We start from the raw sequence: 26,985 nt of genomic DNA, 5'->3' as shown, positions 1-26,985 counted from the left end.
GATTAATTAAAGGTATATGATATTTTATTTGTCTAAATGCTTAGGTGTAAATCCATCTTCATTTAATTCTCTGTGTACATATTCTGCCTTCATTTCAGCTTCATAGTCTACTTTATTATCTTTACCCATTCTTCTTAGAATAGAGTCAAATAAAGAGTATACTACCGGTACAATGATCAAAGTAAGGAATAGAGACGATGTCAAACCACCGATTACTACCCATGCAAGACCTTTGTTCATTTCTGCTCCAGCTCCTGTTGCCAATGCGATCGGTAACATACCGAAGATCATCGCAATGGTTGTCATCAGGATCGGACGAAGACGGGCGTGGTTAGCCTGAATTAACGCATCATGAGTGGTTGCTCCCGCTGCTTTTCTTGCATTCGTAAAGTCAACGATCATAATCGCGTTCTTCGCAACAAGACCGATCAACATAATCATCCCCAGCATCGTAAAGATGTTCAATGAGTTAGCGGTTAAGGCAAGGATTACCATTACCCCGATCATCGCCAACGGAATAGAGAACAATACTACGAAAGGATATACGAAACTGTCATATAAGGATACCATTACCAGGTATACCAATACGATAGCTGCTAATAAAGCAATTCCTAACGTACCGAAACCTTCCTGTTGGTTTTCCATATCACCACTCCAGATGTAGTCTACACCAATAGGTTTTTTACCGTTCATAAATTTGGCAGCCCATTCGTTAGCTACGTCTCCTACTGGTCTACCTACTGCTTTAGCTCTTACTTTTACAGATGGAGATTTATCTCTACGCTCAAGCAAACTTGGTCCTGAACCCATTTTAACATCAGCAAACTGGCTTAAACGAACCTGTTGTCCCTGAGGATTTGTAAAGATCAGGTTTTTAACATCATCAATAGACTGTCTGTTGAAGTCTCCAAAACGGATGTTGATGTCATATTCATATTCTCCGGCTTTAAACTTCCCGTCTGTATTTCCGTTGAATGCGGTTTGCATTGTCTGTCCTACACTTGAAAGGTTCAAGCCTAAAGAAGCCATTTTATCTCTGTCAAGTGTTACCTGTACTTCAGGGTTACCAGAGTCCGTAGATAATTCTGCATCTACTGCTCCCGGAACTTTTTTCAACAATTCAAGGATTCTTGTAGCTTCTTTTACAGCCGTTTCATTATCCGGAGCAGTTACTACCATTTCAATCGGAGCATTTTCCGCACCCATGATCCCAATTGGAGCTGTTTTGAATTCCACTCCTGTGAATTTCTCTTCTAATGCTCTTTTTACTTTTGCCGCTTTGATATTGGTACTTTCAGAACGTTCAGACTTATCTGTTAAGTTTACCTGAACCTCAGATTGGTAAGTAGTTGCCTGAGCACCACCAAAACCTGTTGATTGCTGACCCACCGTTGTAATCAGGTCTACAACATCTTTATCATTTCTTAAGAATTTCTCTACATCCAGGGTCAACTGGTTGGTTTTTTCAATCGTTGCATCTTTTGAAAGCTCCATTTGCACCAAGAACTGACCACGGTCAATAGGCGGGAAGAATTCTCCTCCAATGAATCCAAAGATTACTAATGAGAAGGAACTGATTAAGACAATGAATGTAATCACCACTGTTGAAATTCTTCTCAATGTTGTTTTCAGACACCATTCAAGGATATCTGTAATCCAGTGTGTAAATTTGTCGATTAATCCTTCAAACCAGAGGATAAATTTCTCAAACCAGTTTTTACCTGTTAAGTGCTCCAGTTTACCAAATCTTGATGACAACCAAGGAATAATAGTAAATGATGCTAACAATGATAATAAGGTCGCAATAACCACCGTGACGCAGAACTGTGCCAGGATGTTCGCTACAAGACCTGAACTCATCGCAATTGGTAAGAATACTACCACAATTACCAAAGTAATCGCTGCTACCGTAAATCCGATTTCTGATGCTCCGTCATAGGCTGCCCTGATCTTGCTTTTACCCATCTCCATGTGACGGTAAATGTTTTCAAGTACCACAATCGCGTCATCCACCAGGATACCTACCACAAGGGAAAGCCCTAGTAAACTCATAAGGTTCAAAGTATATCCCATAAGGTTCATTCCGATGAATGCTGCCACCAATGAAGCCGGGATAGAAACCATTACAATAAATGCGTTTCTGATACTGTGAAGGAACAATAGCATTACAATAGCCACGAGGATAATCGCTAAGAATAAGTCGAAAATAACGTGGTTCGCTGATTCCAGGGTAAAGTCTGTAGTATCATTGACTACTTTTACTTTTATTCCCTGAATTTTATATGCTTCTTCTACTGTCTTAATTGTTTTCTGAACACTTTCAGATACAGCTACCGCATTCGCATCAGACTGCTTTTTCACCTGCATTAAGATGGTTGGAAACTGATTGAATCTTGCTACTTTCTCAACATCTTTCTGAGAGTCAAAAACGGTAGCAACATCAGATAAACGTACTTGCGCTCCGTTTTTGTTAGAAACCACAAGATTGTTCATTTCCTCCGTAGACTTATATTTTCCGGATAGTCTGATCGTAGATTTTGTAGTTCTTGTTTTCAAACTTCCTGTAGGGAAATCAAGGTTTGATGAAAGAATCGCCTGTTGTACATCTCCTATTGAAAGGCCATACCCCTGCAATTTTTTCTCATCAAGATTCACCTGAATTTCTCTTTCCTGTCCCCCAACAAGATCAACCTGTGCTACTCCGTTTACACGGGAGAAAATCGGTTCGATCTTTTTATCCAATAAGTCATAAAGATCCTTGCTGTTTAGTTTATCTGATGAAATACTCATTGTGATAATAGGTAAATCATCCAAAGAGAATTTATTCAGTGATGGTGCTTTTACATCTTTAGGGAAATCAGCCAAAATAGCATTTACCTTACGCTGTGCATCATTCAAGGCAAAGTCAACATCTGCTCCATTGTTCAGCTGAACCATGATAACGGATAAACTTTCGTATGAAGAAGATTCTACTTTTTTTACGTTTTCCAAAGAACCTACGGCATCCTCAATCTTCCGGGTGACGGAGGTCTCCACCTCTGCTGGCGAAGCTCCCGGATACACCGTGGAAATGGTTACCATGTTGGTTTCAAATTTCGGAATCAATTCGTATCCCATGAGTGTATAACTCAGGATACCTCCCAGCGTCAGAATTGTAAATAATACAATTACCAACGAGGGTCTTTTAATCGATATTTCTGCTAACTTCATAAACCGATTACTTTATAATGTTTACTTTAGATCCGTTATCCAGGTTGATCTGTCCGCTGGTTACCACCTGCTCACCACCGTTTAGTCCGCTTAACACCTGTACTTTATCTCCGTAAATTTTACCAACAGTTACTTTAATCAATTTAGCTACACCCTTTTCAACTACGAATAATTGTCCTGAGCTTACTCCATTTACAAACGCTTCCGCAGGAACAGTCAGCATATTCTGAGTTTCTGCCCCATGGTTTGTTTTAAAGGTAGCTGTTGCATACATACCGGCTTTTAGGTTTCCTCTGTTCTGAACTTCAATCTCAACAGGGAAATTCAAAGAAGCATCACTTTTGGGAGCGATAAATGTAATTCTACCTACGAAAGAATCTTCAGGTAATACATTAACATTAATGGGAACTTCCTGACCTAACTGAATTTTTCCAACCTGACTTTCATCTACTAAAACAGAAAGCTTTAAGCTGTTGATATTAACGATCTCAAACATTGCTGTTCCCGGAGAGACTACAGTTCCAGGCTCAACCATTTTTTTGTTAACTGTACCACTGATTCCCGCACGGATACTTGTATCATTTACTTTAACTCCCTGAGCTTTCACTGCAGCCTGCATATTTTTCAATTGCAGTCTTGAGTTATCAAGCTGTTGTTTCGTAACTCCACCTGTTTTGTATGCATTTTCGTAACGCTGGTTGTCGATGATAGCATTCTGTAAGTTATTCTGAGCCTGGGTAACATCTACTTCGATAGCATCTCTTTTAATAGTTGCTAATACCTGTCCTGCTCCTACTCTTGAACCTTCTTTTACCAACACACTCACAATACGTCCTGAAATTTCAGAAGCCTGATTCATTTCCTGCTTAGGTAAAAATGTCCCGTTCGCAGAATAGTCTGTATCGATATTTTCTCTTGCTACCGTTACAATATTAACGTTGATTTTATCTACCTGCTTGGCAACCTCTTTTACTTCCTGAGTCTGCTTTTCTTTGTTACCAGCAATCTTGTAAGCTGCCAGCCCTACGAGTACAGCTGCTACGATGATATATATTAAAGTTTTTTTCATTGTTTATTATAAGTTTTGTAATGTGTTTAACTCTCCTTTTGCTTTAATTACCTTGATCTCAGCTTGCTTATAATCCAGCAATGCATTAGCATAGTTTTGTTTTGCCTGCGTAAGAGAATTCTCAGTATCTAGTACTTCAGTAAGTGTTGCTAAACCGTACTGGTAGTTAGACTGGGTATTTTTTTGTACTTTTTCTGCAAGATCCACATTATCTTTCGTGCTTTGAATATTGATAATGGCGTTTTCCATATTAGAAATAGCATTTTTATAATCTAAACTCAGGTTCAGCTTTTTGTTTTGAATATCCTGATCCAGATCTTGGATATCAATTTCCGACTGCTGGATTTGAGCCTTGGTAGCTCCTCCCATAAAGATAGGAATCTTAATGGCTAAACCAATTGAAGCGTAATCCCCCCAGTTTGTTCCCTGGCTTGATCCTGTAGTATAAGGAAATTTATTTCCCAGTCCTTGCCATCCATAGTTAGCCGTAAGTCCTACTGTAGGATATAAGTTGGCTATGGTTGCTTTTTTGTTGAATTGTAAAAGTTCTTTTTGTTTATTTAAAACTTTTAATTCTGAACGGGTTTCCAGATTCACATTGGTTGCCAATAGCTCAGGATTAGGGATAATTTCTTTTTCCTCAAGTTCAATAGAGCTTTCAATAGGAACTCCCATATAAAACTTCAATGAATTTTTTGAAACCTCTACCGCATTAATCAATTGTTGCTTATTAGAACCTATATTGGTAAGCTGAACATTCGTTCTATCAAGATCAATTGGCTTAGCTAATCCGTTATCTACCAAACTTTTGATTACATTTCTTACTCGCTCTGTATTAGCATAGCTTTCTTGTATCGTTTTCAGATTTTCCTCCTGAACAAATACCTGATAATATGCTGTAGCAACATTTTCAATGATCTGTTCATTCGTCATCTCAGAGTTCAAAAGGTAAAACTCACGTGTTGATTTAGCAGCTTTAAGACCGATAAAAACTCTTTGATCAAAAATGTTTTGATTAAGAGTAACCACATTCACAGATTGCCATTTGGTTCCGAAAGCAACGGGAATAAGCTCTCCTGGTTTACCTACAATCTCTCCCGGAAGAACCGTTTTTTGTAAAATAGGATTGTACGTGTTATTGATCGTCGCACTTATCTGAGGTAAGGCCCCAGCTCTGGCCTCATCAATCTTATATTCGGCTTTTTTAACCTGTAAGGCTGCTTTTTTAGCTTCTGCCTTATTCTGGAGTGCCTGTTTTATTGCTTCTTGCAGAGAAACCTGCTGCTGGGCAGACACTGATGAAAAACCGAAAATCATAAATGCTGCAGCTATCCCAATCTTTAGCTTTATAGCAGTTATACGTTTTCTTTTCATAATTTTTATACTTCGTTTATTTTTTTAATTTTTATCCTTGTTTTATTTCTAACTGACGAATCATTTTAAGAAATACTTTAGATTTTTTTAATTTTTAAATAACATATTCAGAATGATCTCTTTTCTCACGGAAATAATCTTATCATATTCCTCATCACTAATCAATAAATTCTCCATAAATAAGGGTCTTACGGCACTTGGAAATACCAATAGTGAAACCATATTCAGAATAAACTGAACAGGGGCCATTTTCTCAATATTCCCTAATTCCATTTCTTTTTCAATATCACTGTACATTTTTTCCAGGATATCTTCCTCTATTTCTCGGTGATGGCAGGTTCCTTTATTGATCTGTGAAACGATGTAAGTTTCCAGGTATGGATATTGAAGGCTCGTAGAAAGGCTGCTTTCTATAAACTTACTAATCTTCTCCTTAAATGGAAGATCCGAATTCTGAATGATCTTTGATTTTTCCTCCTCTACTTTCTGAGCTTCATCAAAGATGATCTGAATCAGTTTGTCTCTTGATCGGAAATAATAATTTATAAGGGTTCTATTCACTCCTGCTTCATCGGCAATCTCCTGCGTAGTAGCATCAAATTTTCCTTTCACAAAGAATAATTTCTTCGCTGTCTCCTTGATCAATTCCTGTGTTTGGTCTTTTTTTGCTTGATTTGACATTTTTGTTAAGCAAATTTGTGCAAATGTATATCGAATTTTGTTTTTGACAAAATTGTTAAACAAAAAAATTAAACTAAATTGTTATGATATGCATCATGTTTTTGAAACAAAGGTTTGGTTTTTAAGATTGCATAGTATTGTAGTGAATACTATAGAAGTTCCACTCTAAAAGAGTTTTAGAAATAGATATCAACAAAAAAGAGCAGAAAATTCTGCTCTTTTTAATTTTATAGTAATTTGATTTTGTCGTCTAAAATATCGATGATCTTATCTTTATAAAGTCCTCCGATTGCTTTTTTAAAGTTCTTTTTACTCATCTGAAGCTCATCCTTGATCTCTTCAGGAGAAGATTTATCTGAAACATACAGAAGTCCATAATTTTCTTCTAATTTGTCCAAAATCTTTTGTTTGAATTCATCAATGTTTTCAAATCCTTCCGGCTGCAGGGAAATATCAATTTTCCCGTCTTCACGAATAACCTTGATAAATCCTTTCTCCTCTGACAACGGATATAGTTTTTTGAAAACATCAGAAGCATATATCAAACCAATATACTGTTTATTAATGATGACATTCCAGCCCAGTTCACTTTCATTCATCATAATAAGATCTACTTTATCTCCTTTTTTGAACGGAAGATCCTGATATTGAGGATTTCTTTTGAACTTTGTTGTCCCGGTAATCAGCTTCATATCCTCATCTACATAAAGATAAACAAGGTATCTTTTGCCTTCAATAATCTTAGTTTTCTGCTGTTTGTAAGGAATAAACAGGTCTTTAATAATTCCCCAATCCATAAAAGCACCACTTGGAAGACTTTGTACACAGCTCATTACTGCAAATTCCCCTACTTCTGCCAACGGAATTTCAGTGGTAGCCTTCAATTTATCATCATCCTGATATACAAAAACTTCTACATACTCTCCTACTTCCTGTTCTTCACGGATGAAGATTTTAGGAAGAAAAGCTTTTTCACCGGATTCTTCATCTATTAAGATCCATCCTGAATTGAGTTTTTCTGAAATTTGTAAAGTCTGAGTTTTTCCGAGTTGCATTGATGATAAAATTAGCTGACAAAGGTACGGAAATTTGAAGACTATAACCTAGTGAATACTTTTAAGAATCATTTTATCTTTCAGACAGCCTTCAAAACCCTTATATTTAAATAAAAAATCTAAAATCATGAAAAAGTATTTTGCTGTGGCTTTTCTTCTTTCTATCATAACCGCTCATGCACAAGTTCTGGATAGAACAGCGGTTAACCTAGCCTACCGCTATTCCGGGAGAAATGTTTTACAAGCCGGACTTGAATTCAGACTTGGAAATTCTAATCATCAATCTATAATTTTGGGTCCCTCCATACTTTATACACGCATCAATCAAACTGATAAATTTATTCCGGAAGCCAACATTTATTACATCAATAATGGCTTGCTATATGGGACTTCGATAAACCAATATGCATTGGAACCAAGAATTGGCATCTCCCTGTTCAATGCCTTCTTTATTAATACCGGATATGCTTTTCCTATACACAAAGAAAAATATTTTAAAGGAATCACCTTTGGAATACAATTCAATATTGCTCCCAGCCATTCAAAATTTTATGATAAAATGAAGATTATGTAGAGCAACCTACTTACTAAATTCCGGATAATGTTTAACCATTATTTGAATTATAAAGAATACTATAAAGGGGTCATACCATTTTTTCTAAAAAAAGAGGAACAGTTTATACTGCTCCTCTTCTCTTATTATTTTTTCAAAATTACCTTTCCACTTTTTACTTCTCCATTGTTCAATATAATTTTATAAATATAAACTCCAGGAAGGTAGCTATGAGGAACTTGCCAGTTGTTTACAAAATTATCACCTTCAATGGTGGTTGTCATAATTTTCTCTGCTTTCATTCCGTTTAGACCTACTATATAGATCTGAGCATTCTCCTTATTGTAATTTTTAAAATTAAATACTACTTCACCCTTATTTTCCGTTACCAAAATTTTCTTTTCAGATTCATTTACAGCCATCTTTAAATTTCGGGCCTGAAGAGCCTGCTTAAGAAGGACACCATTAGTATAAGAATATTTCAGGGTATTTGAGGCTTTCCACACCCCATCTGATATTACATAGCGGGTGAAATAATATTCATCATGAGTAATAGGATATCTGCTTGCCTGTTCCTCAATTGTACTATTTTGGGTATGGATCAATGTAGGCAAAGCTCCTATTGATTCCTCCTTATATATATCTACCACCCAATAGTATTGATAATTGCCGTCTCCTCCAGTGGGAATCGTTCCAAGAATATTCTCAACATTTCCGGGATCAAACTGAATGGTATTATTTTCAATAGCCGGGAAATGAGAAATAGCAAAGCTGATGGCATTACTATAAGAATCTCCTAAATTCGGTGTATTGCACTTCACTCTGAACTCGGTCCCGTCATATACCGGAATATTAATATCATAATATCTGCCATTAGCTCCGGCAATATCTTCCCAAGCAGTGTTTTGTTCTTTTTTCTGCCATTGATAAGTCAGTGGTTTTTCAGTAGTATAAAATGTATCACCAGTTGTTAACCTTCCTTCCATAGGAATTTGTCCCGGTAAGAGTTTATCTCCCTCGTAAAATACATCTAACATCGGATTCTTAGTTCTAATGATCGTATTGTTATGAATACCCGGTAAAACTTCAATTTCGTTACTTACACTATCCGGAAGTCCTGGTGATGAAATAAGTCTGCGATAATATTTCGGAATTGCCGTAGAAGGAATAGATAACATAAAATCATCTCCCGATGGAACTGTAATATTGTTCCATGTCGAATTGGATTTCTCCTGCCATTTATAGGTCATTAAAGCAGTTCCATCACCTCCAGCTCCTTTTTGCCCTTTAATATAAAGTGAGCTGGTAACGCCATCCATTCTTAATTCAAGAAGATTGTTCCCTACATTCACTTTCACTTCAACTTCATTGCTGAAATAAGTCCCAAACTGATCTGTTTCTACAGCCCTTCTCATGAAATAACGGGTCTGGTTCATAGCGGCCGTTGGTGTATAGTGTTGTGCATTCACATTTATTTTCTGCCAGCTGCTGGCAAATTTTGGATTAGCAGATACTTCCCTTTTCTGCCAATAGTATTTAACATTTCCTCCGGATGGCATTACGCTAGGTGCAGACCCAGTAATAGTGGGACCACTTTCCATATAATTGGCATTACCACTTATACTAATTGTATTGTTTAACACGGTAGGATCGGAAAAAGTTGTAGTAAACTTATTAGAATAAGCAAGGACCCCATCTGACGAAGAAAATAGCCTTAAGTATAAATTACCTGAGTTAAAAGATTTAATCAGCATTGATGCATTCTGTACTACTGTGTAGAATTCATAATCCTGCTTTTCCCCAGCTGAAACCGGAAATCCTGGCCCTGAATGGACATGAATCTGCAGTGGAGAACCTGTTGCCATATCAGCAACAAAATATACAGAGGACGCAATTTTAGTAAATGAAGGGGTTTGCTTCAATACAGAATACGATACCTTTATAGTGACCGGTGCATTTTTGTAAAGGGTTACATTAGAAGTATGTTGCTGCCCGTAGACTTCAATTTTTTTAAGGGTTATCACATCCTGTAGCTGTGCATTTACAAAACTGCATGCCATGAGTGAGAGTACAAAGCTCAATACCCATAAAGATCTTCTCATAAAATAGAATTTTAGGTTATTAAATATTAAGCAATAAATTTATTTATATTTTTTCTAAATAAAAATAAATAAACACTCGTATTATTATGAGATAAATCACAAAAAAGAGAAGCAACCGCTTCTCTTACTTCTTATAAACTGGAGATATAATCCCTGAGCTCTCTTTTACTGTTTTCAAAATCAAAGGCTTCATACACCATGAAATATTTATTCTTATCTACACAACTCAAATACATTGATTTTGCCACTATTAATTTATTCTTATCAAAGCTTATTGATTTTACCAGGTCTCTTATCTGTGCAGCGGTAAACATAGAGTTTTTCATCTGTTGATTAATCAAGGCAACTTTTCCATCGTCAAATTTTTCGGTTCTCTGCAGCATTTCAAAAAATTGTCGGAAAGTAGCATTATCCATCACATTTCCTGAATTATTCCAATTTCCGGATTGATTTCCGTAAGGGTTGTTCCATAGATCATTCCAATCATTAAATGCATATTGTCCCTGTATCGGATATGAATCCAGCAGATACAACCCTTCATTGATAAAAAAGTCTAACATCATTCTGTTATTATTTCGAAGCATCAATGAAGTTCTATAGATTAAGAAACCATTTTCATAAATTGATATTGGCATTTTCCCGGATTGAAGATCAAAAAAACGATATTTGCCGGAACCATTAGCGATCACCTGATCTCCAACCTCTACAGTGAAAAAACCTTGTTCAGGAATTCTCAAAAAAACTTCTGCATAGCCGTAGTTTTTCTGTATATACTTATAGTTTTTGACTCTATCCGGAATGATGGGTCCCCAGGTCTTATAATCAGGTGCTTTATTTTTATCATTCATTCCTTTCGCCTCCTTCATTTCGGCTTTAGAAGCTTCATTTTTTAATAATTCCCCCGCTTTCCCCGCCTCTTGAGCAAAAGAACTCATTCCAATCAAAAGCATTAAGCTGATAAAAATTTTCTTCATATTTAATTTTTCAAAAATCAATCTCCATTTCTATGCCAAAAAAGGTTTATTATATCATCAAAACTGAAATTCTTACCCTTGGTTTCTATCTGATATGTAGGAATAAAAAAGATGTTCTACTATTACAATTAATAAAGTGGTTGGAGCAACGTAAAGAGTTTAAATAATATAATGTTTCAAGACGCAAGAGAATCAAAGATTCCCTGCAAACGAGATGTATCCAAATTATCTTTCGTTATTTTATTTTTTTAATTGATCTGCTTAATCAGTAAAACCTGCGAGAACATCTATCTACATTCAATTTTATCTCAGATAAAATCCTTGCACCTTAAAGAAAACTTTGCAGCTTTGCGATTTCCAACACCTATATAAAATTGATATTGCTTCACTTTCGGTTCGCAATGACAAAACATTCCTTAACTATATAATACAAAAAAGAGGAGCCATTGCTCCTCTTTTACTATTTAAATGATTAAATCTTTAATCAGATATTACATATGAATAGGTCTTTTTGCTGTAGCATCCAATGCAGCTTCTTTGATCGCTTCTGCATATGTCGGATGAGCGTGAGAACTTCTTGCGATATCTTCAGCGCTTGCACGGAATTCCATAGCAATTACTCCTTCTGCAATAAGGTCAGCAGCTCTTGCTCCAATGATGTGCATTCCTAAAACTTCATCCGTTTTTTCGTCTGCAATAATTTTCACAAGACCATCAGTATCACCACTTGCACGGCTTCTTCCTAACGCCCTCATTGGGAAAGATCCTACTTTGTAAGCTACCCCTTCCTCTTTCAATTGCTCTTCAGTTTTACCAACTCCTGCAACTTCCGGCCAAGTATAAACAACACCTGGAATTAAGTTATAGTTGATGTGAGGTTTCTGACCTGCTAATATTTCAGCAACAAGAACTCCTTCTTCTTCAGCTTTGTGAGCAAGCATTGCTCCTTTGATAACGTCTCCGATTGCGTAAATGTTGGCAACATTAGTCTGTAGGTGATCGTTTGTTTTTACTCTTCCTCTTTCGTCAAGTTCTACTCCTGCTTTTTCAAGACCAAGACCTTCTGTATAAGGTCTTCTTCCTACAGAAACTAAACAATAATCTCCTTCTACAACTACCTCTTCTCCTTTTTTATCTTTAGCCGTAATTTTTACAGTATCTCCATTTCTTTCAACCGCAGAAACCGCAGTAGAAAGCATAAACTTCATTCCTTGTTTTTTAAGAACCTTAGTTAATTCTTTACTTAAAGCTCCATCCATTCCAGGGATGATTTTATCCATGAACTCAACTACAGTTACCTGAGCTCCTAATCTTAAGTATACAGATCCTAATTCCAGACCGATAACTCCTCCTCCGATTACTACTAAATGCTTAGGAATCTCTTTAAGATTTAAAGCTTCAGTAGAAGTAATTACTCTTTCTTTATCAAGAGTAATAAAAGGTAAAGAAGATGGTTTAGAACCTGTTGCAATGATGGTATATTTAGATTCAATTGTTTCAGAAGAACCGTCTTTTTTAGTGATTTTGATCTGAGTAGCAGATTCAAAGCTTCCTAATCCTTCAAAAACAGTGATTTTGTTCTTGTCCATCAAAAAGTTGATTCCTTTAGTTGTTTGATCTACCACTTCGTTTTTACGCTCGATCATTCTTGCGATATCCGCTTGAGGCTCGTTGATGATGATTCCGTGGCCTGCAAAATTATGTTTTGCATTTTCGAAATGCTCAGAGCTGTCAAGAAGCGCTTTTGACGGAATACATCCAACGTTAAGACAAGTTCCGCCTAAAGTTGAATATTTTTCAATAATTGCTGTTTTGAAACCTAACTGTGCTGCACGGATCGCAGCTACATAACCTCCAGGACCAGAACCTATTACGGTAACATCGAATTGACTCATGTTATTTTATGAATTTGTTTATTATTATCTATCTTAAGTCTCACAAATTTACATATAAATTACCAAGCACCAAAGTGAGTTTTATCAATTTTGAGATCAAAAAATTTTAAATACCTTAACGCGGTTATCAATCCAGCTGTAGCTTACCTTTTCCGATCGTTCCTGTGCTTTCAAAAAACGAACCTCCATAAACATACCATTCCAGATTCTCAAGATATTCCACTGCGTTTTCAGGGGTTATCTGTGAACGGTCTTTTTTCGAAACAATTCCTTTGTACCATCTTCCTGATTTGGAATAATGCTCATATTCAACAAAATAATGAATCCATATTCTTTGGCATAACTTGCACTGTTGAATACTTACTTCCCCATATCTTCCGTTAGTATGGTCTACCCCTAGTTCGGAACTTCTAAATTCAGTATAATTGTGGTCAGGTTTTTCACAAGCGCATCCTATTTTAGGAATCATTTTCATTCTATTTTTATTTGAAACGCAAAAATACTAAAAACGTATTAATATGAAGTTACGATCAATAGCATACAAAAAATGATGTTTGTTTTTATTCTCAAGAATTTCTATTCGCTAAGTCTAATATTCTGAGGAAATAAAAGCTTCAGGAAAAGTGTTGATTAAAGGGTCATTTGATTTTTAAACGTAAATAGATTTTGATATTAAAAAAGATCATGATTAAGATCATTACCAAAGAGGGAAGAAACTGGCTATAAGGTTTATAATCCGGAAGAAGAGTTCCTATAAATGCTGATAAAAGAGCTCCCATTGCACTTATCATTTTACTAGAATGTTCATATCGCCAAAGATTACCATAGCGGGATGCCGGAATACAATAACGGAATACATCATACGAAACCACCAGCAGCAAATATCCTACCCCTGAATAAATAACCACTGGATTCCAATAAAAGCCAATAAATTTGAGATAATACATAAACACCAAAGCAATAGTTAACGCTCCTAACATAGCCAAAAGGTCTTTCCAATAAAAAAGGTTTGTTTTTTCTTTTAAGATTCTGAATCCGGAATAAGTGTTGTAGGCAGCCAAAATTGTAATTAACAGTAGAAAAAGATTTCTTTTAAATACAATAACTCCGAAAGCTCCTGTGGCTACTACCACCATCATACAATAGATAAAAAGATACCCGAGTTTTATATGCGTTGGTGTTCCTTTTGTTTTGAATAGGATTAAAAATCCAACAATCAATGCAATGGTTCCGCTGATAACATGTGTAATGATGTTGCTTACATGAAGAGGTGTGTCCATAGTTTTTTTTGATGTCAAAAATCCTATAAAAACAACAATCTGATCGTCCTAAATGATCGGTTAGGACCCTTTTCTGATAGATCCGGACTTCTTAAATTCAGATGGAGTCATTCCGGTTTCTTCTTTAAAGATCTTATTAAAAGTAGATTTTGAATTAAAACCTGATTCAAAAGCAATTCCCAGGATTGAATACTTTTCAAACTCAGGATCTCTCAATTTTTTCTTGACCTCTTCTATTCTGTAAGCGTTTACGAATTTGTAAAAATTAGTATGAAGTGCCTGATTGATCGTTTGTGAAAGTTGATGAGTGGAAATATTCATTAACGAAGATAATTTTTGCAGGCTCAGCTCCTCATCAAGGTAAGGTTTCTCTGTTTCCATAAACTTTAACAGCTTTTGAGATACACTATCAGAGCCATTTTTATCCAGAATATTGATTTTCTCTTCTTTGGCAGCAACATTATTCATATCCAGCTTTCCCTGCTGATGAAACACAAGACTTTGTCGTAAACTAAAGAATACAATACAGAACAAATATCCGCTTTGCACCACCGCAACGATCCGAAAGATTTTGTCAAAAGGAATGATATCCGTCCGCGTTCCTAAAGCAATCATACAGAAAACCCCAATAAAAAGGATAATTAATGAAACAATGATATACTTCAGCCAGTTAAGGTTGATCTTTTCAAGAGCAGAATAATATTCAGGAAGCATTTTCTGATATTTTCTTAAAGCCAGAAAACATAAAACAATATAAACCACAGGCACAACAGCCATTGGAAACGTCATCAGATTCAACATCCCATTTTGGTCTTTTTCAATAAAATAAGGAATACTGTTTTTAAACCCTATCTGGCTATAAAACGTTGAAACAACAATAAAAAACAGACTATACCCCATAAAAAATACAGAGTGCTTAATCAAATACCCAAAACGAAATGGGATATTAAAGGTAATCGAAATAACATACAGATAAAGCATTCCCATACTTAGCACAGGAAGAGCAAAACCAAATGGTTGAAGCCTTTCAGAAAGTAAAAACGGAAATAAATAGTATACAAGGTTAATTGCTCCAACCAACAGCCAAACGATAAGGTAATAATCGGAAGAAACATTTTTCTTTTTGGAAAACAGTAAAGCAATGCACATACATGCAACAACGATCCCCGAAAAAGCAATGCTTTCCAATATCATGTTAAATAATTGATTTAAATTACAGGTGCTCGAAAAATCCAAAATAAAAAAGCACCTACGCAAGCTGAATTAGCAGTTAAAATGACCACCTTATTTCAATTATTTATTTAGAAACTGTATATTTTCTTCATTCCCTTTTTTCAGATACATTGCCGTAAAAACGAGTGCTTTTTCTTTTGAGGCATTATCAAAATGAAGAATGTTAACATTTTTAGGTTCATAGAAGGCATCTCCTTCATGAAGAATAATACTTTCTCTTCCTTCTATCTGAAAAATGGCCTCTCCGGATTTGATAATTCCGATAACCGGACATGGATGTAAATGTTTGGGAGCAGTCTCCCCTCCCGGCATTGTTATTTCCTGAACTTCAGCAGTAGTCACTTTTTGATTCATTGGAGCTTTCAATAATTCTTTTCTGGCAATCCGGCTTTTCTGGGCCATTACCGTTATAGAAAACAGCATGAAAGCAATACATGGAATTGTTTTCTTCATAAGGCTTTGTGCTATTAATTATTTATAAATTAGATCCAATAATACCCTTTCATACTCATCTAAAATAATATTTTTTGAAAATCTGGATTTAATGGAGTTCTTTATAGCATCACGATTATAGTTCTCATGCATTACTTTTATGATTTGCTGCGCAAAATCCTCATAATTTTCAATATTGGCAATTTCTCCATTCACATTATGCTGAATGATCTCATTGATTCCTCCCGGACAATTGTTGGCTAAAGAATAGGTTCCACATGCTCCTGCTTCCAGAAGTACATTGGGAAAACCTTCATACCTTGAAGAAAGAATAAACAGGTCTGCATACTTTAAGAACTGATAAGGATTTTCTTGTCTGCCATGGAAAATAACATTTTTTAGTCCTAAAAATTCCTTCATCTGAAGCAGCACTTCTCTATCCTTTCCATCGCCCAGAATATGAAGCATGATATTTTCATTTTTCAGCCTTGAAAACACTTTTAACAGGTTATCAAATCCTTTTCTGGCCGATAAGTTTCCAATGGCCACTACGTTCTTATAATTGTATTTAAATCCTTCGGGTTTTAAAGAAAACTTTAATTTTTCATCAATAAAATCAAAGTCCACCGGATTATTGATTTTAACGATTTTTTTCTTTTTGATATTAAAATTATCAACCAAATCCTTCATCATATCATCACTTTGCGCAATGATTTTCTGATAGTTATTGTAAAAATGATAAAAGAATTTAATTTCCTTTCTCGTCACATGTTGAGTAACTACATTTGTTTCCCTGGCGATAAATTTTGTTCTTGGAAAAAGCTTGATAAACAACGACAAATAGGCATTTACTTCTCCAAAACCGGAAAATACGATATCTGGTCTTCTTCTGTAAATTTCCCCCAAAATAGGTTTTAAAGAATGTCTGATCCTTTCAGTATTAATGTCAATAATTTCAACATCTTTTTTCAAAAAATCAAGATATCCGCCCTGTTTACGCAATAGCAAAATCTTAGGCTCAAAACGATCCCTGGAAAGATGATTTGCTATGGTGGTAACTATCCTTTCTGCGCCTCCGGTTTCTAAGTCCGGCAGAATAAATATGACAGATATTTTTTTCATCAGTTAAAGTTACTAAAAAGTTTAATTACAAGTCAAATATTCCTTTTAGCATTGCTGTTAAAACAATCTCAATTTTTAAATATATATTGGTTGGCATTCGCAAAGACGCGAAGATTATAGAATAGGTGAATGCTATAAGGCGCAAAGATTTTATCTCCGATAAAATTGTATACTGTTAAAATCTACTTTTATCATTAATCATCTTATTTGTAAAATCTATGTGCCTATGCGGTTTAAAAAATTTCGAACCATATAGGCACATAGAATATTATAATGTATATATAAACTTTCAAAAAAATGAGTTAGAATGTAAAAGGAAATTCGTGCATCAGTGGCAAGAAAATCCACAATTTCATCATCCTAAAAGTAATTTTCAAAAAACCATCCAGTACCCGGAATTGAATCCAGTTTAGATCTAACTTCAGGATGTTCTGAGACCCATTTCTCTAATTCAGCATTATTTTTTATACTATCATGTACAGGAATGTTGATATAAAGGCTATTGCTATGAATATTATTCTTTAAATATAATACCAGAAATCTTTTATCTACATTTTGTGGTCCCTTAGAAAAAGGCATCTCTCCATCACATCGTCCTTTATACTCTTTATTATCTACCTTAAATAGGTAAAGGTAATTATAACCAGTCCCTCTTCCATAGGGTTTAATTTCATGAATTGTACCAATAGCATATTCTCCGGTTTTCTGATAGTTATTCTTGAAATCCTGCCTAAAAAAGTAGTCGTAAATAATGATACCTATTATGACAAAAAATAAAATGACAAGGTAGTTTTTCTTTAAAAATTGCATTCAGTATAATTGCATTCGTTTTTACTAAACTACAACAAAAAAGCTCTTCAATTGAAGAGCTTTTACTATTTTTTTCATATTTCATTCCTTAGTTGGCAACGTCACTGATAAACTTAATTCTCAGCATTCTTACCTCTTCATCAGACAGTTCGTCTCCAAATTCGTCCAGCAAAATTTTCATGCTGTCGCTTTCAGATTCGTTCATGAATTCCATGAAGCCGTCTACAATATCTTCGTCAAAATTATCTTCAATATAATAATCGATGTTTAATTTGGTCCCCTGATAAACAATTCTTTCCATTTCTTTCAGAAGTTCATCCATAGAAAGGTTCTTTGCTCTTGCAATATCTTCCAGATCTATTTTTTTATCAGTACTTTGGATAATGAAAACTTTGTGGCTTGATTTATTGGCCACCTGTTTCAATACCATGTCCTGGGTACGTTCTATATTATTGTCCTCAACATAAGTTTTAATATAATCGGCGAATTCTTTACCATATTTCTTAGCTTTTCCTTCTCCTACTCCATAAATTTTGTTGATTTCATCTACCGTTATCGGATATTGAACCGTCATATCCTCTAAACTTGGGTCCATAAATACGGTATATGGAGGAATTCCATGCTTTTTGGCTACTTTCTTTCTCAGTTCCTTTAATAAGGTAAACAGTTTTTGATCTAGACCTCCTCCGGCTTGCTGCTGTAACTGATCACTATCTGCCTTGGCTTGTGTAAGATCAAATTCCCTGTCTTCAGCAATTAAGAAAACATCTTTGGATTTACCCGCCAATACATTCCTTCCTTTTTCTGCAATCTTTAAAACACCATACGTTTCAATATCTTTCTGTAAGAAATTCTGAACCGTTGCCTGTCTCAGTATGGTTTTCCAATAGTTATCTTTTTCTTCTTTTCCAAAACCGAAATGAGGATTCTGTTCCAGCTTATAAGACTTAGTAACCGCAGTTTCCTTCCCTACAATAACAGAAATAAGATCTTTTGCCTTGAATTTTTCTCCAGTATCATTAATCAGTTCGAGTGTCTTCGTTAAATCAGAAGTAGCATCTTTTAATTTTGGAGGATTGAATGAATTATCACACATTTGAGCGCCGTCACCTTTTACCGGATCAAAGATTTCCCCAAAATAATAAAGAATATATTGTCTTCGGCTCATGGATGTTTCAGCATAACCTACCACTTCATTCAACAGCTGTAAACCGATTTCTCTTTCGGATACAGGTTTTTGGGCCAGAAATTTTTCTAATTTTTCGATATCTTTAGGATCATAAAATGCGAGACAATGACCTTCTCCGCCATCTCTTCCTGCTCTCCCAGTTTCCTGATAATAACTTTCCAGCGATTTTGGAAAGTCATAGTGAATTACAAAACGTACATCCGGTTTGTCGATTCCCATTCCAAAAGCAATGGTAGCTACAATTACGTCTACTTCTTCCATCAGGAATTTATCCTGATTGGCTACTCTCACTTTTTGATCAAGACCTGCATGATAAGGAAGGGCATTAATTCCATTGACCTGCAAAAGCTGAGCGAATTCTTCCACCTTTCTTCTGCTCAGACAATAGACAATCCCTGATTTTCCTTTATGCTGATTGATAAATTTAACGATCTCCTTATCTATATTAATTTTAGGACATACCTCATAATATAAATTCGGACGGTTGAAACTTTCTTTGAAGACCAAAGCATTGGTCATCCCCAGTGTTTTCTGAATATCATCCTGCACCTTGGGCGTAGCTGTTGCCGTAAGGGCGATCACCGGTACATTGGCAATCTTATCAATAATCTGTTTAAGGTTCCTGTATTCCGGTCTGAAATCATGTCCCCACTCTGAAATACAGTGAGCCTCATCAATCGCAAAGAAAGAAATCTTAACTTCTTTTAAAAAGTCCAGATAATCATCTTTTATCAATGATTCAGGAGCTACATACAAAAGCTTGGTCTTCCCGCTTTTAATATCGTCAAAAACCTGTTTTGTCTGTGTCTTGTTTAATGATGAATTTAATACATGCGCTACCCCATCATCAGATGATAGCCCGTTTACGGCATCTACCTGATTCTTCATTAACGCTATTAAAGGTGAAACAACAATTGCTGTTCCCTCCGAAATAAGTGCCGGAAGCTGATAACATAATGATTTACCACCACCTGTAGGCATCAAAACAAATATATCCTTCCCATTCAATAGATTTTCTATGATTTGTTCCTGTTGTCCCTTAAATGTAGAAAACCCAAAATACTTTTTCAATTCGCCTGATAAATTGGCTTTTTTTGCGCTCATCTAATTTTCAATTGCTAAATTTGCATCTAACCCAAAGTTATAAAAATTCTGCTTAAAATAAAAGCGAACGAATTTATAAAAAATAAAATTTATATTAAATATTGTTTTTAAAATATAACGTTTTTAGAAAACTTTTTTGTATACCTTATCGTCATAAAATGGATAGAACCAACATTATATCAATTGCTAAAAGCACTTTAGAAATTGAAATTTCAGAATTAGAAAAGTTAAAAAACAGAATTGACGACCAATTTGCACAGGCAGTAGAAATTATTCACTCTGCCAAAGGAAAACTAATTGTAGTAGGAATCGGAAAATCAGCCCATGTAGGCAATAAAATTGTTGCTACTCTGAACTCTACGGGAACTCCATCACAATTTTTGCATGCTTCGGAAGCGATTCATGGTGACCTTGGAGTGATTCAGAAACAGGATGTGGTACTTTGTATCTCCAATTCCGGAAATTCTCCTGAAATAGCAAATCTGGTTCCTTATTTGAGGGATTATTCTTCAGCATTGATCGGAATGACCGGAAACAAAAGCAGTAAACTTGCTGAATTTTCAGAAATTATTCTGGATACACATGTTGATGTAGAAGCTTGTCCTAATAAACTCGCTCCTACAAGTTCTACTACAATTCAAATGGCATTAGGAGATGCGCTTGCTGTCGCTTTAATGGAATTGAATGATTTCAAAGCGAATGATTTTGCGAAGTTCCATCCTGGAGGAAGCCTGGGTAAAAATCTGACTTCAAAGGTTGAACAGTTTCTTTCTTCACAGAAGCCTCAGGTTTCAGAAGAAGCTACCATTAGAGATGTTATTATTTCCATCAGTGCATCAAGTCATGGAATTACGGTTGTTACTAATGAAGATCAGATTATTGGAGTGATTACCGACGGGGATTTGAGAAGAATGCTGATGAAAGGAGAAGAGATCACTAAAGTTTTGGCGAAAGACATTATGTCTTCCAATCCAAGAACTATTGAAAAGGATGCCCTTGCGAAAGAAGCCATGAAAATTTTAAAAGGGAATAACATCGGTCAGTTGGTAGTCACCGAAAACGGAAAGTATTTCGGGATTATTGATCTGCATACATTGCTTGATGAAGGAATCAATTAATCATCGATTGTTAAGATGAACCATTTTCTAAAAGAACATATTCAGGAAATTGTTACCCTCTCGGATGATGAATTTGAGATGATTCAAGGCTTTTTTGTAGAAAAAAGATTCAGGAAAAGACAGTTTTTGATACAGGAACACCAGCCTGTACATGAAATTTTTCTAATAGAAAAAGGTATTCTTAAAAGCAGTTTCATAGATCATACAGGAAAAGAATATATTCTTCAGTTTGCAGCGGCCAACTGGTGGATTTCTGATTTCGCAGGCTTTTTTAAGCAAGAAACCTCATCATTGGCTGTTGATTGCATTGAAGATGCTGAAGTACATGCCCTATCATTTGAAGATTTAAATATCCTTTGTTCAAAAGTTCCTGTGATGGAACATTTTTTCAGGGTAAAATCTAATTTCGGCTACGTTGCCTTACAACAGAGGATTCTTTCGTTAATGAGTAAATCTGCCAAAGAGCGTTATGAAGATTTTATAAAACAATATCCAGGTTTTATAGATCATATTCCGAAACAGCTTATTGCAAGCTATCTGGGAGTTTCAAGAGAAACATTAAGCCGGTTATATTTATAAAGATGTGATATGTGTCACATCTTTTTTTTGAGGTATATCCTTATCATTGTGTTGTAAAAAATCCAATCTTTGTTCTATAATTTTAAACAACAATACCAATGAAAAAGAAAGCATTAATCGTAGTGACAAGTGTGGAAAAATATCCTAATATGGAAAGAGCAACAGGCTTATGGCTGGGAGAAGCGGTTCATTTTTATGAAAAACTGGAAGAACAAGGCTATGAAATTGATTTTGTAAGCCCGAAAGGAGGGTATACTCCACTTGATCCTATTTCTCTCCAAATGTTTGTACAGCCTGTAGACTGGAAATATTACGCTGATGATACATTTAGAAACAAATTAGGAAACACTTTAAGACCAGGTGATATCAACTCTAAAGATTATAGTGTTATTTATTATGCAGGTGGACATGGAGTAGTTTGGGACTTTCCTGACAATACAGAATTACAGAAAATAGCCCGTAATATATATGAAAACGGAGGAATTGTATCGTCCGTATGTCATGGAGCTGTAGCTCTTTTTAATATTACCCTTTCTAATGGAGAACTTCTGATTAAAGGAAAAACGGTAACCGGCTTTTCAAATTCAGAAGAAATTGCAGCAGAACTGGCAGATCATATGCCCTATCTTACAGAAGATGTATTGAAAAGCAAAGGCACTCATTATGTAAAAGCAGACCAGGATTTTGTTCCTTTTGCGGTAGCAGATGGAAATCTGGTAACAGGGCAAAATCCTCAATCCGGAGCTGCTGTAGCAGAAAAAGTATTGGAGATTCTGGAAAAATAACCTTAACCGGATAGAGCACGGCAGACCTCTTGAAATAATTGTTTTAAGGGGTCTGTTTTTACATTCGAACCTATCTTTATAAATAGGTCAACAATCTGTAACATCAACCTTAACAAATTCATGACTAATAAATTCTAAATACTGATTATTATTTCATAATTTCGCAGACTTAAACTGCTTGCCTTTACGGTTGGTATTTTGACAGATTCTATTTATATGGACAACAAAAAAGACATGTCCTTTCTGGGGCATATTGGAGAATTAAGAGGACACTTGGTCCGTTCAATTATTGCTATCATCGTTGCAGCCTTTGTGGTTGGTTTTAATATCAACTGGATTATGGACCATATCTTTTTTGGACCTACCAGAAATGATTTCCCGACTTTCAAAATTGTCAATCACTTTTCAAGGATGATTTTGGGAGAAGATAGCATTCATCTTCCGAAAGATTTTCCGGTGCGTGTACAAAGACTGTATCAGCAGTTTAATGTGATGATGGCCGTTTCTGTTTTTGGTGGAATGGTAGCTGCATTTCCTTATATCGTTTGGGAATTATGGCGTTTCATCAGCCCGGCATTACATCCAAGAGAGAAAAAGAATTCAATATACATTATTAATGCAGTATGGATGCTTTTTATGACCGGTGTTTTATGCGGATACTTTTTAATTCTTCCTTTCGCGGTTAATTTTGGGGTAATCTTTAAAATTTCGGATATCATTGTGCCTCTTTATGACCTGAGTGATTATACGACATTATTTTTACAGGTTGTTTTAGGAATGGGGGTTATTTTCCTGTTCCCTATTCTGATCTATTTCCTTACCAGTATCGGAATTCTTACTCCTGTATTTATGAAGACTTACCGTCGTCATGCTATTGTATTAATCATGGTAGTTGCAGCCATTATAACTCCAGCGGATGTATTAAGTATGCTGATGGCCGCTTTCCCATTACTTATCTTATATGAATTCAGTATTATGATGTGTACTTTTACTTATAAAAGAGTACAGAAAAGCAATGGAAATCTTCCAGTAGTACAGAAATAATCAGGATATAAAATCCTTAAAAATATTACAATCAGCATCCGGTTTTCAAAATTGAAAACCGGATGTTCTTTTTAACCCTTTTTAAACCATTCTTCTACATGTATTTTTTTCTTAAAATTATCTTTATTTAATAAAAAAAATAATCCAATTCAAATTTATTAAAAGTTTCATTCTCGCATTTTGTTAAATTTAAAAACACAAACATTTTAACTAAAAATAATCAATAAAATAAGAATTTTTATACTATTTTTATACGAATAAATCTTAATCACGTAAAATATTATGAAAAAGAAAATTATTCTTGTTTTAACATTAACCTTAAGTCTGGCCAGTTTGCAGGCGCAACGCTGGCAGCCTGTCTCAGAAAGAGTGGAGCCTATAAGGAAAGAAGTCAACATTCTGTACGCTTATAAGATGGATCTTAATTCTTTAAGAGCGATATTAAAAGACGCACCGGAAGCCGGAAAAGGCGGCGCCCCTGTAGTCGTTTCTATTCCTACAACTGACGGGAAAGTTGAAAGATTTTCAGTCTACAGTTCTCCTGTGGTTGAGAAATCTATGGCCGAAAGATATCAATTAGGGGCCTATTCAGGAGTTGGAGTGGATAATCCTAATAAACAGATCAGATTCAGTACTGCTCCTAATGATTTTCAATCAATGATTTTTGACGCTAATACCGGAAAATACGAATTCATTGAACCTGTAACCAAAGAGAAAGATATCTATGGTGTGTTTTTCAAATCCAGGAAAACACAAGATGGAAGTGCTTTTGAGTGTACAACATCCGAATCCGCAGGGGCTAAAAAGGAGATGAAGCAACTTTTACAATCAAAAAAAGGACTAAGCAGCGCAGGAAGCTTTAATAAGAATAATGATCAAAAGTACCGTACCTACAGACTTGCTGTTTCTGTAAACGGGGAATACACTCAATTGGCAGGAGGTGTTCCAGGCGCTGCTGCCCGTATTAATGCCACGATAAACAGGGTAAATGGTGTTTATGAAAGAGATTTAGGCATTCATTTAATTGTACAGGATTTTCCACAGGTTATTTTTACAGATCCTGCTACAGATCCTTACTCTAATGTTATTGCCAATTCTAATGGTACTTTTAGTGCTCCCGGTGCATGGAACTTACAGGTTCAGCAAACACTGACCAATACTCCCGGCATAGGGAATGCGGCTTATGATGTTGGTCATTTCTTCGGACACAGAGGTGGCGGCGGAAGTGCCGGCCGTGTTGGAAATGTTTGTATAAATCCTGCCAGCAATAATGATGCTACATCAAAAGGAGCTGGAATCACTTCTCCGGCAATAGTAGATCAACCTTTTGGAGACACTTTTGATATTGACTATGTAGCCCATGAGTTAGGACATCAGTTTGGAGGACGCCATACCATGTCTGTCAATCAAGGTCAAACAGACATTCCAATAGAACCGGGATCAGGATCTACCATTATGGGATATGCAGGAATTACTGCGGCAAATGTACAGATGAATTCTGATGCTTATTTCCATGTCATCAATATTGAGCAGATCCAAGCTTACGTAAATGGTAAAAATTGTGATATCAATGTTCCGGTAGCCAACACTCCTCCGGTAATACAGCCGCTTGTTAATAAAGTCATTCCAAAAGGAACCGCTTTCGTATTAACAGCCAGTGCAACGGATGCTCAGAATGATCCTATGACTTACGTATGGGAGCAGTATGATATTTCTAGCACTTTATTTAACGCCTTAAATTCAACCCGTACCAGTGGAGCTACTTTCAGATCCTGGCCTCCAACAACTTCACCTTCCCGTTATTTTCCAAAGCTGGAAACTGTACTTACTGGAAACCTTACCACAGTACAGAACTGGGAACTTTTGCCTAGTGTAGCAAGGGTAATGAACTTCAAGGTAACAGTAAGAGATAATAATCCTAATCCTGCCCAACAACAAACACAGAGCAGTCTGGTAAAATTGGATGTTGGGAATGATGGACCATTTAAAGTAACGTCAAACACTGTTTATAACAATATGGCCGGTGCCATTACCTGGGATGTTGTGAATACAAACAGTTCGCCTTATAACGTGCAGAATGTGAAAATAGACTATACCACAGACAACGGAGTAACATGGACTGTCATTACTCCATCTACGCCGAATGATGGAGTTGAAGCTTTTTCATTTTCTTCACTTGCCACGAATTCAAATGTAAAAATTAGAGTAAGCGCTATAGACAATGTATTTTATGCCATAGGCAATGCTACTGTTTCTGCCTCATCCAGTCCATGCTCTTCAGCTGCACCTGCAGGAATTACGGCCTCCGGTGTTACAAAATCATCTGCCAATATAAATTGGGGAGCCCTTCAGGATGCAACCTACTCTTTGATGTATAGAAAAGTAGGAGCTGCTACCTGGACAACGATTCCGTCAGCTACAAACGCCTCTTTTATTTCCGGATTAGATCCTGCTACTCAATATGAAGTGCAAATAGCTAATGTTTGTAACGCTACAGTAGGTACTTATTCGTCTTCAACCAATTTTACAACCCTTCCGTTTATTTGCTCGGTGAGTGCAAACCCTGCAGATGAATTTATTTCTAATGTAACGGTAACTCCTACAGGCATGAATCCTATTTCCAATAATAGTACCGCCTCACCGTATACAGATTACACAACAGATCCTACAAAATTAATTACACTCTCTAAGGGTTCAACCGGTAACATATTGAGTGTATCTAAACAATGGACTAGTACTACTACTTATAATGAAGGGGTAACAGCATGGATAGACTTTAATAAAGACGGATATTTTGCTGATTCTGAAATTATTTTAACAACCCTTCCTAACAAAATAACTCCGGTAACAGGAACTTTCTCTGTACCTATGGATGCTTATACGGGAGGAAATGTGATTATGAGAGTTATAATGGCATACGGCAATCAACCACAAAACGGATGCAGCAGCCAGGATTATGGTGAAATTGAAGATTATCCTGTATTGATCCAACAACAGCTTTCTACCAGTGATACGGTAAAAGACAAGGCTTCAATTCAGATTTTCCCTAACCCGGCTAGTGATGTATTGAATGTAACTCAGGTTTCTCCTAAGGCACAATTCTCAATCACCAATATGGCAGGACAGAAAGTAATGAGCGGCCAAATCTCAGACAATAAGATCTCCGTTTCAAGATTAAGTACCGGAGCTTATGTAATTTCAATTGAAGATAAGGGAACGACTTCAAATCTGAAATTCATTAAAAAATAAGATTCCCACATCTATTTATAAGATAGCCCGGCATTAGTCGGGCTTTTTATATGTTTCAGAATAATTTAGTCTGTATTTTCATCCCATCGTTATCCGGCTGTTAATTTAATTTTATACTTTTGAAAAG

Annotated in this window: 21 protein-coding genes; 6 read left to right on the top strand and 15 right to left on the bottom strand. The window is 35.8% G+C overall.

Going from position 1 to position 26,985, the window contains the following annotated elements:
• Positions 1–24: 24 nt before the first annotated feature.
• From EG344_RS20705 to EG344_RS20685, 5 genes are all read right to left on the bottom strand, one after another.
• Entirely contained in the window at positions 25–3,210 is a 3,186-nt protein-coding gene (locus EG344_RS20705; protein ID WP_123911219.1) for an efflux RND transporter permease subunit, read from the bottom strand.
• Positions 3,211–3,217: 7 nt separating this feature from the next.
• Positions 3,218–4,279, bottom strand: a complete 1,062-nt coding sequence (locus EG344_RS20700; RefSeq protein WP_123911218.1) for an efflux RND transporter periplasmic adaptor subunit — start codon at positions 4,277–4,279, stop codon at positions 3,218–3,220.
• Positions 4,280–4,285: 6 nt separating this feature from the next.
• Positions 4,286–5,653 (bottom strand): TolC family protein, encoded by a 1,368-nt coding sequence (locus tag EG344_RS20695; protein WP_123911217.1) that lies wholly within the window; start codon positions 5,651–5,653, stop codon positions 4,286–4,288.
• A gap of 87 nt (positions 5,654–5,740) precedes the next feature.
• Entirely contained in the window at positions 5,741–6,334 is a 594-nt protein-coding gene (locus EG344_RS20690) for a TetR/AcrR family transcriptional regulator (RefSeq protein ID WP_123856149.1), read from the bottom strand.
• A gap of 227 nt (positions 6,335–6,561) precedes the next feature.
• Positions 6,562–7,389: a S1 RNA-binding domain-containing protein gene (locus EG344_RS20685; protein ID WP_123911216.1), complete on the bottom strand. Its 828-nt coding sequence runs from the start codon at positions 7,387–7,389 to the stop codon at positions 6,562–6,564.
• A 127-nt stretch (positions 7,390–7,516) separates the two neighbouring features.
• Here EG344_RS20685 and EG344_RS20680 point away from each other — a divergent pair, with 127 nt between their 5' ends.
• A complete protein-coding gene (locus tag EG344_RS20680) occupies positions 7,517–7,963 on the top strand; it encodes a hypothetical protein (RefSeq protein WP_123911215.1) in 447 nt (148 codons plus the stop codon).
• A gap of 125 nt (positions 7,964–8,088) precedes the next feature.
• Here EG344_RS20680 and EG344_RS20675 read toward each other — a convergent pair whose 3' ends face one another.
• The 10 genes from EG344_RS20675 to recQ all read right to left on the bottom strand — a co-directional run bounded on the left by EG344_RS20675 (position 8,089) and on the right by recQ (position 20,083).
• Positions 8,089–10,044 carry a hypothetical protein gene (locus EG344_RS20675; RefSeq protein WP_123911214.1) on the bottom strand — a complete coding sequence of 652 codons (1,956 nt, stop codon included), beginning with the start codon at positions 10,042–10,044 and terminating at the stop codon, positions 8,089–8,091.
• A gap of 131 nt (positions 10,045–10,175) precedes the next feature.
• Positions 10,176–11,018, bottom strand: coding sequence for a DUF4476 domain-containing protein (locus EG344_RS20670; protein ID WP_123911213.1), 843 nt, complete (start codon positions 11,016–11,018; stop codon positions 10,176–10,178).
• A gap of 491 nt (positions 11,019–11,509) precedes the next feature.
• Entirely contained in the window at positions 11,510–12,913 is a 1,404-nt protein-coding gene (lpdA, locus tag EG344_RS20665; protein WP_123911212.1) for a dihydrolipoyl dehydrogenase, read from the bottom strand.
• Positions 12,914–13,040: 127 nt separating this feature from the next.
• Positions 13,041–13,382 carry a hypothetical protein gene (locus EG344_RS20660; RefSeq protein ID WP_123911211.1) on the bottom strand — a complete coding sequence of 114 codons (342 nt, stop codon included), beginning with the start codon at positions 13,380–13,382 and terminating at the stop codon, positions 13,041–13,043.
• Positions 13,383–13,551: 169 nt separating this feature from the next.
• Positions 13,552–14,193 carry a hypothetical protein gene (locus EG344_RS20655; RefSeq protein WP_123911210.1) on the bottom strand — a complete coding sequence of 214 codons (642 nt, stop codon included), beginning with the start codon at positions 14,191–14,193 and terminating at the stop codon, positions 13,552–13,554.
• Positions 14,194–14,253: 60 nt separating this feature from the next.
• A complete protein-coding gene (locus EG344_RS20650; protein ID WP_123911209.1) occupies positions 14,254–15,387 on the bottom strand; it encodes a helix-turn-helix domain-containing protein in 1,134 nt (377 codons plus the stop codon).
• Positions 15,388–15,486: 99 nt separating this feature from the next.
• The gene (locus EG344_RS20645) at positions 15,487–15,879 is read right to left on the bottom strand and encodes a cupin domain-containing protein (protein WP_123911208.1); all 393 of its coding nucleotides are present in this window, start codon (positions 15,877–15,879) and stop codon (positions 15,487–15,489) included.
• 18 nt (positions 15,880–15,897) lie between these two features.
• On the bottom strand, positions 15,898–16,980 hold the full coding sequence (locus EG344_RS20640) for a glycosyltransferase (protein WP_123911207.1): 1,083 nt from the start codon (positions 16,978–16,980) through the stop codon (positions 15,898–15,900).
• A gap of 360 nt (positions 16,981–17,340) precedes the next feature.
• The gene (locus EG344_RS20635) at positions 17,341–17,790 is read right to left on the bottom strand and encodes a hypothetical protein (protein WP_123911206.1); all 450 of its coding nucleotides are present in this window, start codon (positions 17,788–17,790) and stop codon (positions 17,341–17,343) included.
• An 88-nt stretch (positions 17,791–17,878) separates the two neighbouring features.
• Positions 17,879–20,083: a DNA helicase RecQ gene (recQ, locus tag EG344_RS20630; RefSeq protein ID WP_123911205.1), complete on the bottom strand. Its 2,205-nt coding sequence runs from the start codon at positions 20,081–20,083 to the stop codon at positions 17,879–17,881.
• A gap of 158 nt (positions 20,084–20,241) precedes the next feature.
• Here recQ and EG344_RS20625 point away from each other — a divergent pair, with 158 nt between their 5' ends.
• The 5 genes from EG344_RS20625 (at position 20,242) to EG344_RS20605 (ending at position 26,858) form a co-directional block, all read left to right on the top strand.
• Positions 20,242–21,201, top strand: coding sequence for an SIS domain-containing protein (locus EG344_RS20625; RefSeq protein WP_123911204.1), 960 nt, complete (start codon positions 20,242–20,244; stop codon positions 21,199–21,201).
• Between the two features lie 15 nt (positions 21,202–21,216).
• Positions 21,217–21,780 carry a Crp/Fnr family transcriptional regulator gene (locus tag EG344_RS20620; RefSeq protein WP_123911203.1) on the top strand — a complete coding sequence of 188 codons (564 nt, stop codon included), beginning with the start codon at positions 21,217–21,219 and terminating at the stop codon, positions 21,778–21,780.
• Between the two features lie 98 nt (positions 21,781–21,878).
• Positions 21,879–22,565: a type 1 glutamine amidotransferase domain-containing protein gene (locus tag EG344_RS20615; protein WP_123911202.1), complete on the top strand. Its 687-nt coding sequence runs from the start codon at positions 21,879–21,881 to the stop codon at positions 22,563–22,565.
• A gap of 216 nt (positions 22,566–22,781) precedes the next feature.
• Complete coding sequence (gene tatC, locus EG344_RS20610) at positions 22,782–23,609, top strand: twin-arginine translocase subunit TatC (RefSeq protein WP_123911201.1); 828 nt, start codon at positions 22,782–22,784, stop codon at positions 23,607–23,609.
• Positions 23,610–23,891: 282 nt separating this feature from the next.
• Positions 23,892–26,858: a reprolysin-like metallopeptidase gene (locus EG344_RS20605; protein ID WP_123911200.1), complete on the top strand. Its 2,967-nt coding sequence runs from the start codon at positions 23,892–23,894 to the stop codon at positions 26,856–26,858.
• The last annotated feature ends 127 nt before the right edge of the window (positions 26,859–26,985 follow it).

It is taken from the genome of Chryseobacterium sp. G0162 (assembly GCF_003815715.1).
Lineage (GTDB): Bacteria > Bacteroidota > Bacteroidia > Flavobacteriales > Weeksellaceae > Chryseobacterium.
This window is presented reverse-complemented; position numbering and strand designations above follow the sequence as displayed.

Bases quoted from the DNA above. Each gene is read 5' to 3' on its own strand.
- lpdA (WP_123911212.1), bottom strand. From the start codon at position 12,913: ATGAGTCAATTCGATGTTACCGTAATAGGTTCTGGTCCTGGAGGTTAT.
- EG344_RS20655 (WP_123911210.1), bottom strand. From the start codon at position 14,193: ATGGACACACCTCTTCATGTAAGCAACATCATTACACATGTTATCAGC.
- EG344_RS20670 (WP_123911213.1), bottom strand. From the start codon at position 11,018: ATGAAGAAAATTTTTATCAGCTTAATGCTTTTGATTGGAATGAGTTCT.
- tatC (WP_123911201.1), top strand. From the start codon at position 22,782: ATGGACAACAAAAAAGACATGTCCTTTCTGGGGCATATTGGAGAATTA.
- EG344_RS20695 (WP_123911217.1), bottom strand. From the start codon at position 5,653: ATGAAAAGAAAACGTATAACTGCTATAAAGCTAAAGATTGGGATAGCT.
- EG344_RS20685 (WP_123911216.1), bottom strand. From the start codon at position 7,389: ATGCAACTCGGAAAAACTCAGACTTTACAAATTTCAGAAAAACTCAAT.
- EG344_RS20640 (WP_123911207.1), bottom strand. From the start codon at position 16,980: ATGAAAAAAATATCTGTCATATTTATTCTGCCGGACTTAGAAACCGGA.
- EG344_RS20680 (WP_123911215.1), top strand. From the start codon at position 7,517: ATGAAAAAGTATTTTGCTGTGGCTTTTCTTCTTTCTATCATAACCGCT.
- EG344_RS20615 (WP_123911202.1), top strand. From the start codon at position 21,879: ATGAAAAAGAAAGCATTAATCGTAGTGACAAGTGTGGAAAAATATCCT.
- EG344_RS20705 (WP_123911219.1), bottom strand. From the start codon at position 3,210: ATGAAGTTAGCAGAAATATCGATTAAAAGACCCTCGTTGGTAATTGTA.
- EG344_RS20690 (WP_123856149.1), bottom strand. From the start codon at position 6,334: ATGTCAAATCAAGCAAAAAAAGACCAAACACAGGAATTGATCAAGGAG.
- EG344_RS20625 (WP_123911204.1), top strand. From the start codon at position 20,242: ATGGATAGAACCAACATTATATCAATTGCTAAAAGCACTTTAGAAATT.
- EG344_RS20675 (WP_123911214.1), bottom strand. From the start codon at position 10,044: ATGAGAAGATCTTTATGGGTATTGAGCTTTGTACTCTCACTCATGGCA.
- EG344_RS20650 (WP_123911209.1), bottom strand. From the start codon at position 15,387: ATGATATTGGAAAGCATTGCTTTTTCGGGGATCGTTGTTGCATGTATG.
- EG344_RS20645 (WP_123911208.1), bottom strand. From the start codon at position 15,879: ATGAAGAAAACAATTCCATGTATTGCTTTCATGCTGTTTTCTATAACG.
- EG344_RS20620 (WP_123911203.1), top strand. From the start codon at position 21,217: ATGAACCATTTTCTAAAAGAACATATTCAGGAAATTGTTACCCTCTCG.
- EG344_RS20635 (WP_123911206.1), bottom strand. From the start codon at position 17,790: ATGCAATTTTTAAAGAAAAACTACCTTGTCATTTTATTTTTTGTCATA.
- EG344_RS20605 (WP_123911200.1), top strand. From the start codon at position 23,892: ATGAAAAAGAAAATTATTCTTGTTTTAACATTAACCTTAAGTCTGGCC.
- recQ (WP_123911205.1), bottom strand. From the start codon at position 20,083: ATGAGCGCAAAAAAAGCCAATTTATCAGGCGAATTGAAAAAGTATTTT.
- EG344_RS20700 (WP_123911218.1), bottom strand. From the start codon at position 4,279: ATGAAAAAAACTTTAATATATATCATCGTAGCAGCTGTACTCGTAGGG.
- EG344_RS20660 (WP_123911211.1), bottom strand. From the start codon at position 13,382: ATGATTCCTAAAATAGGATGCGCTTGTGAAAAACCTGACCACAATTAT.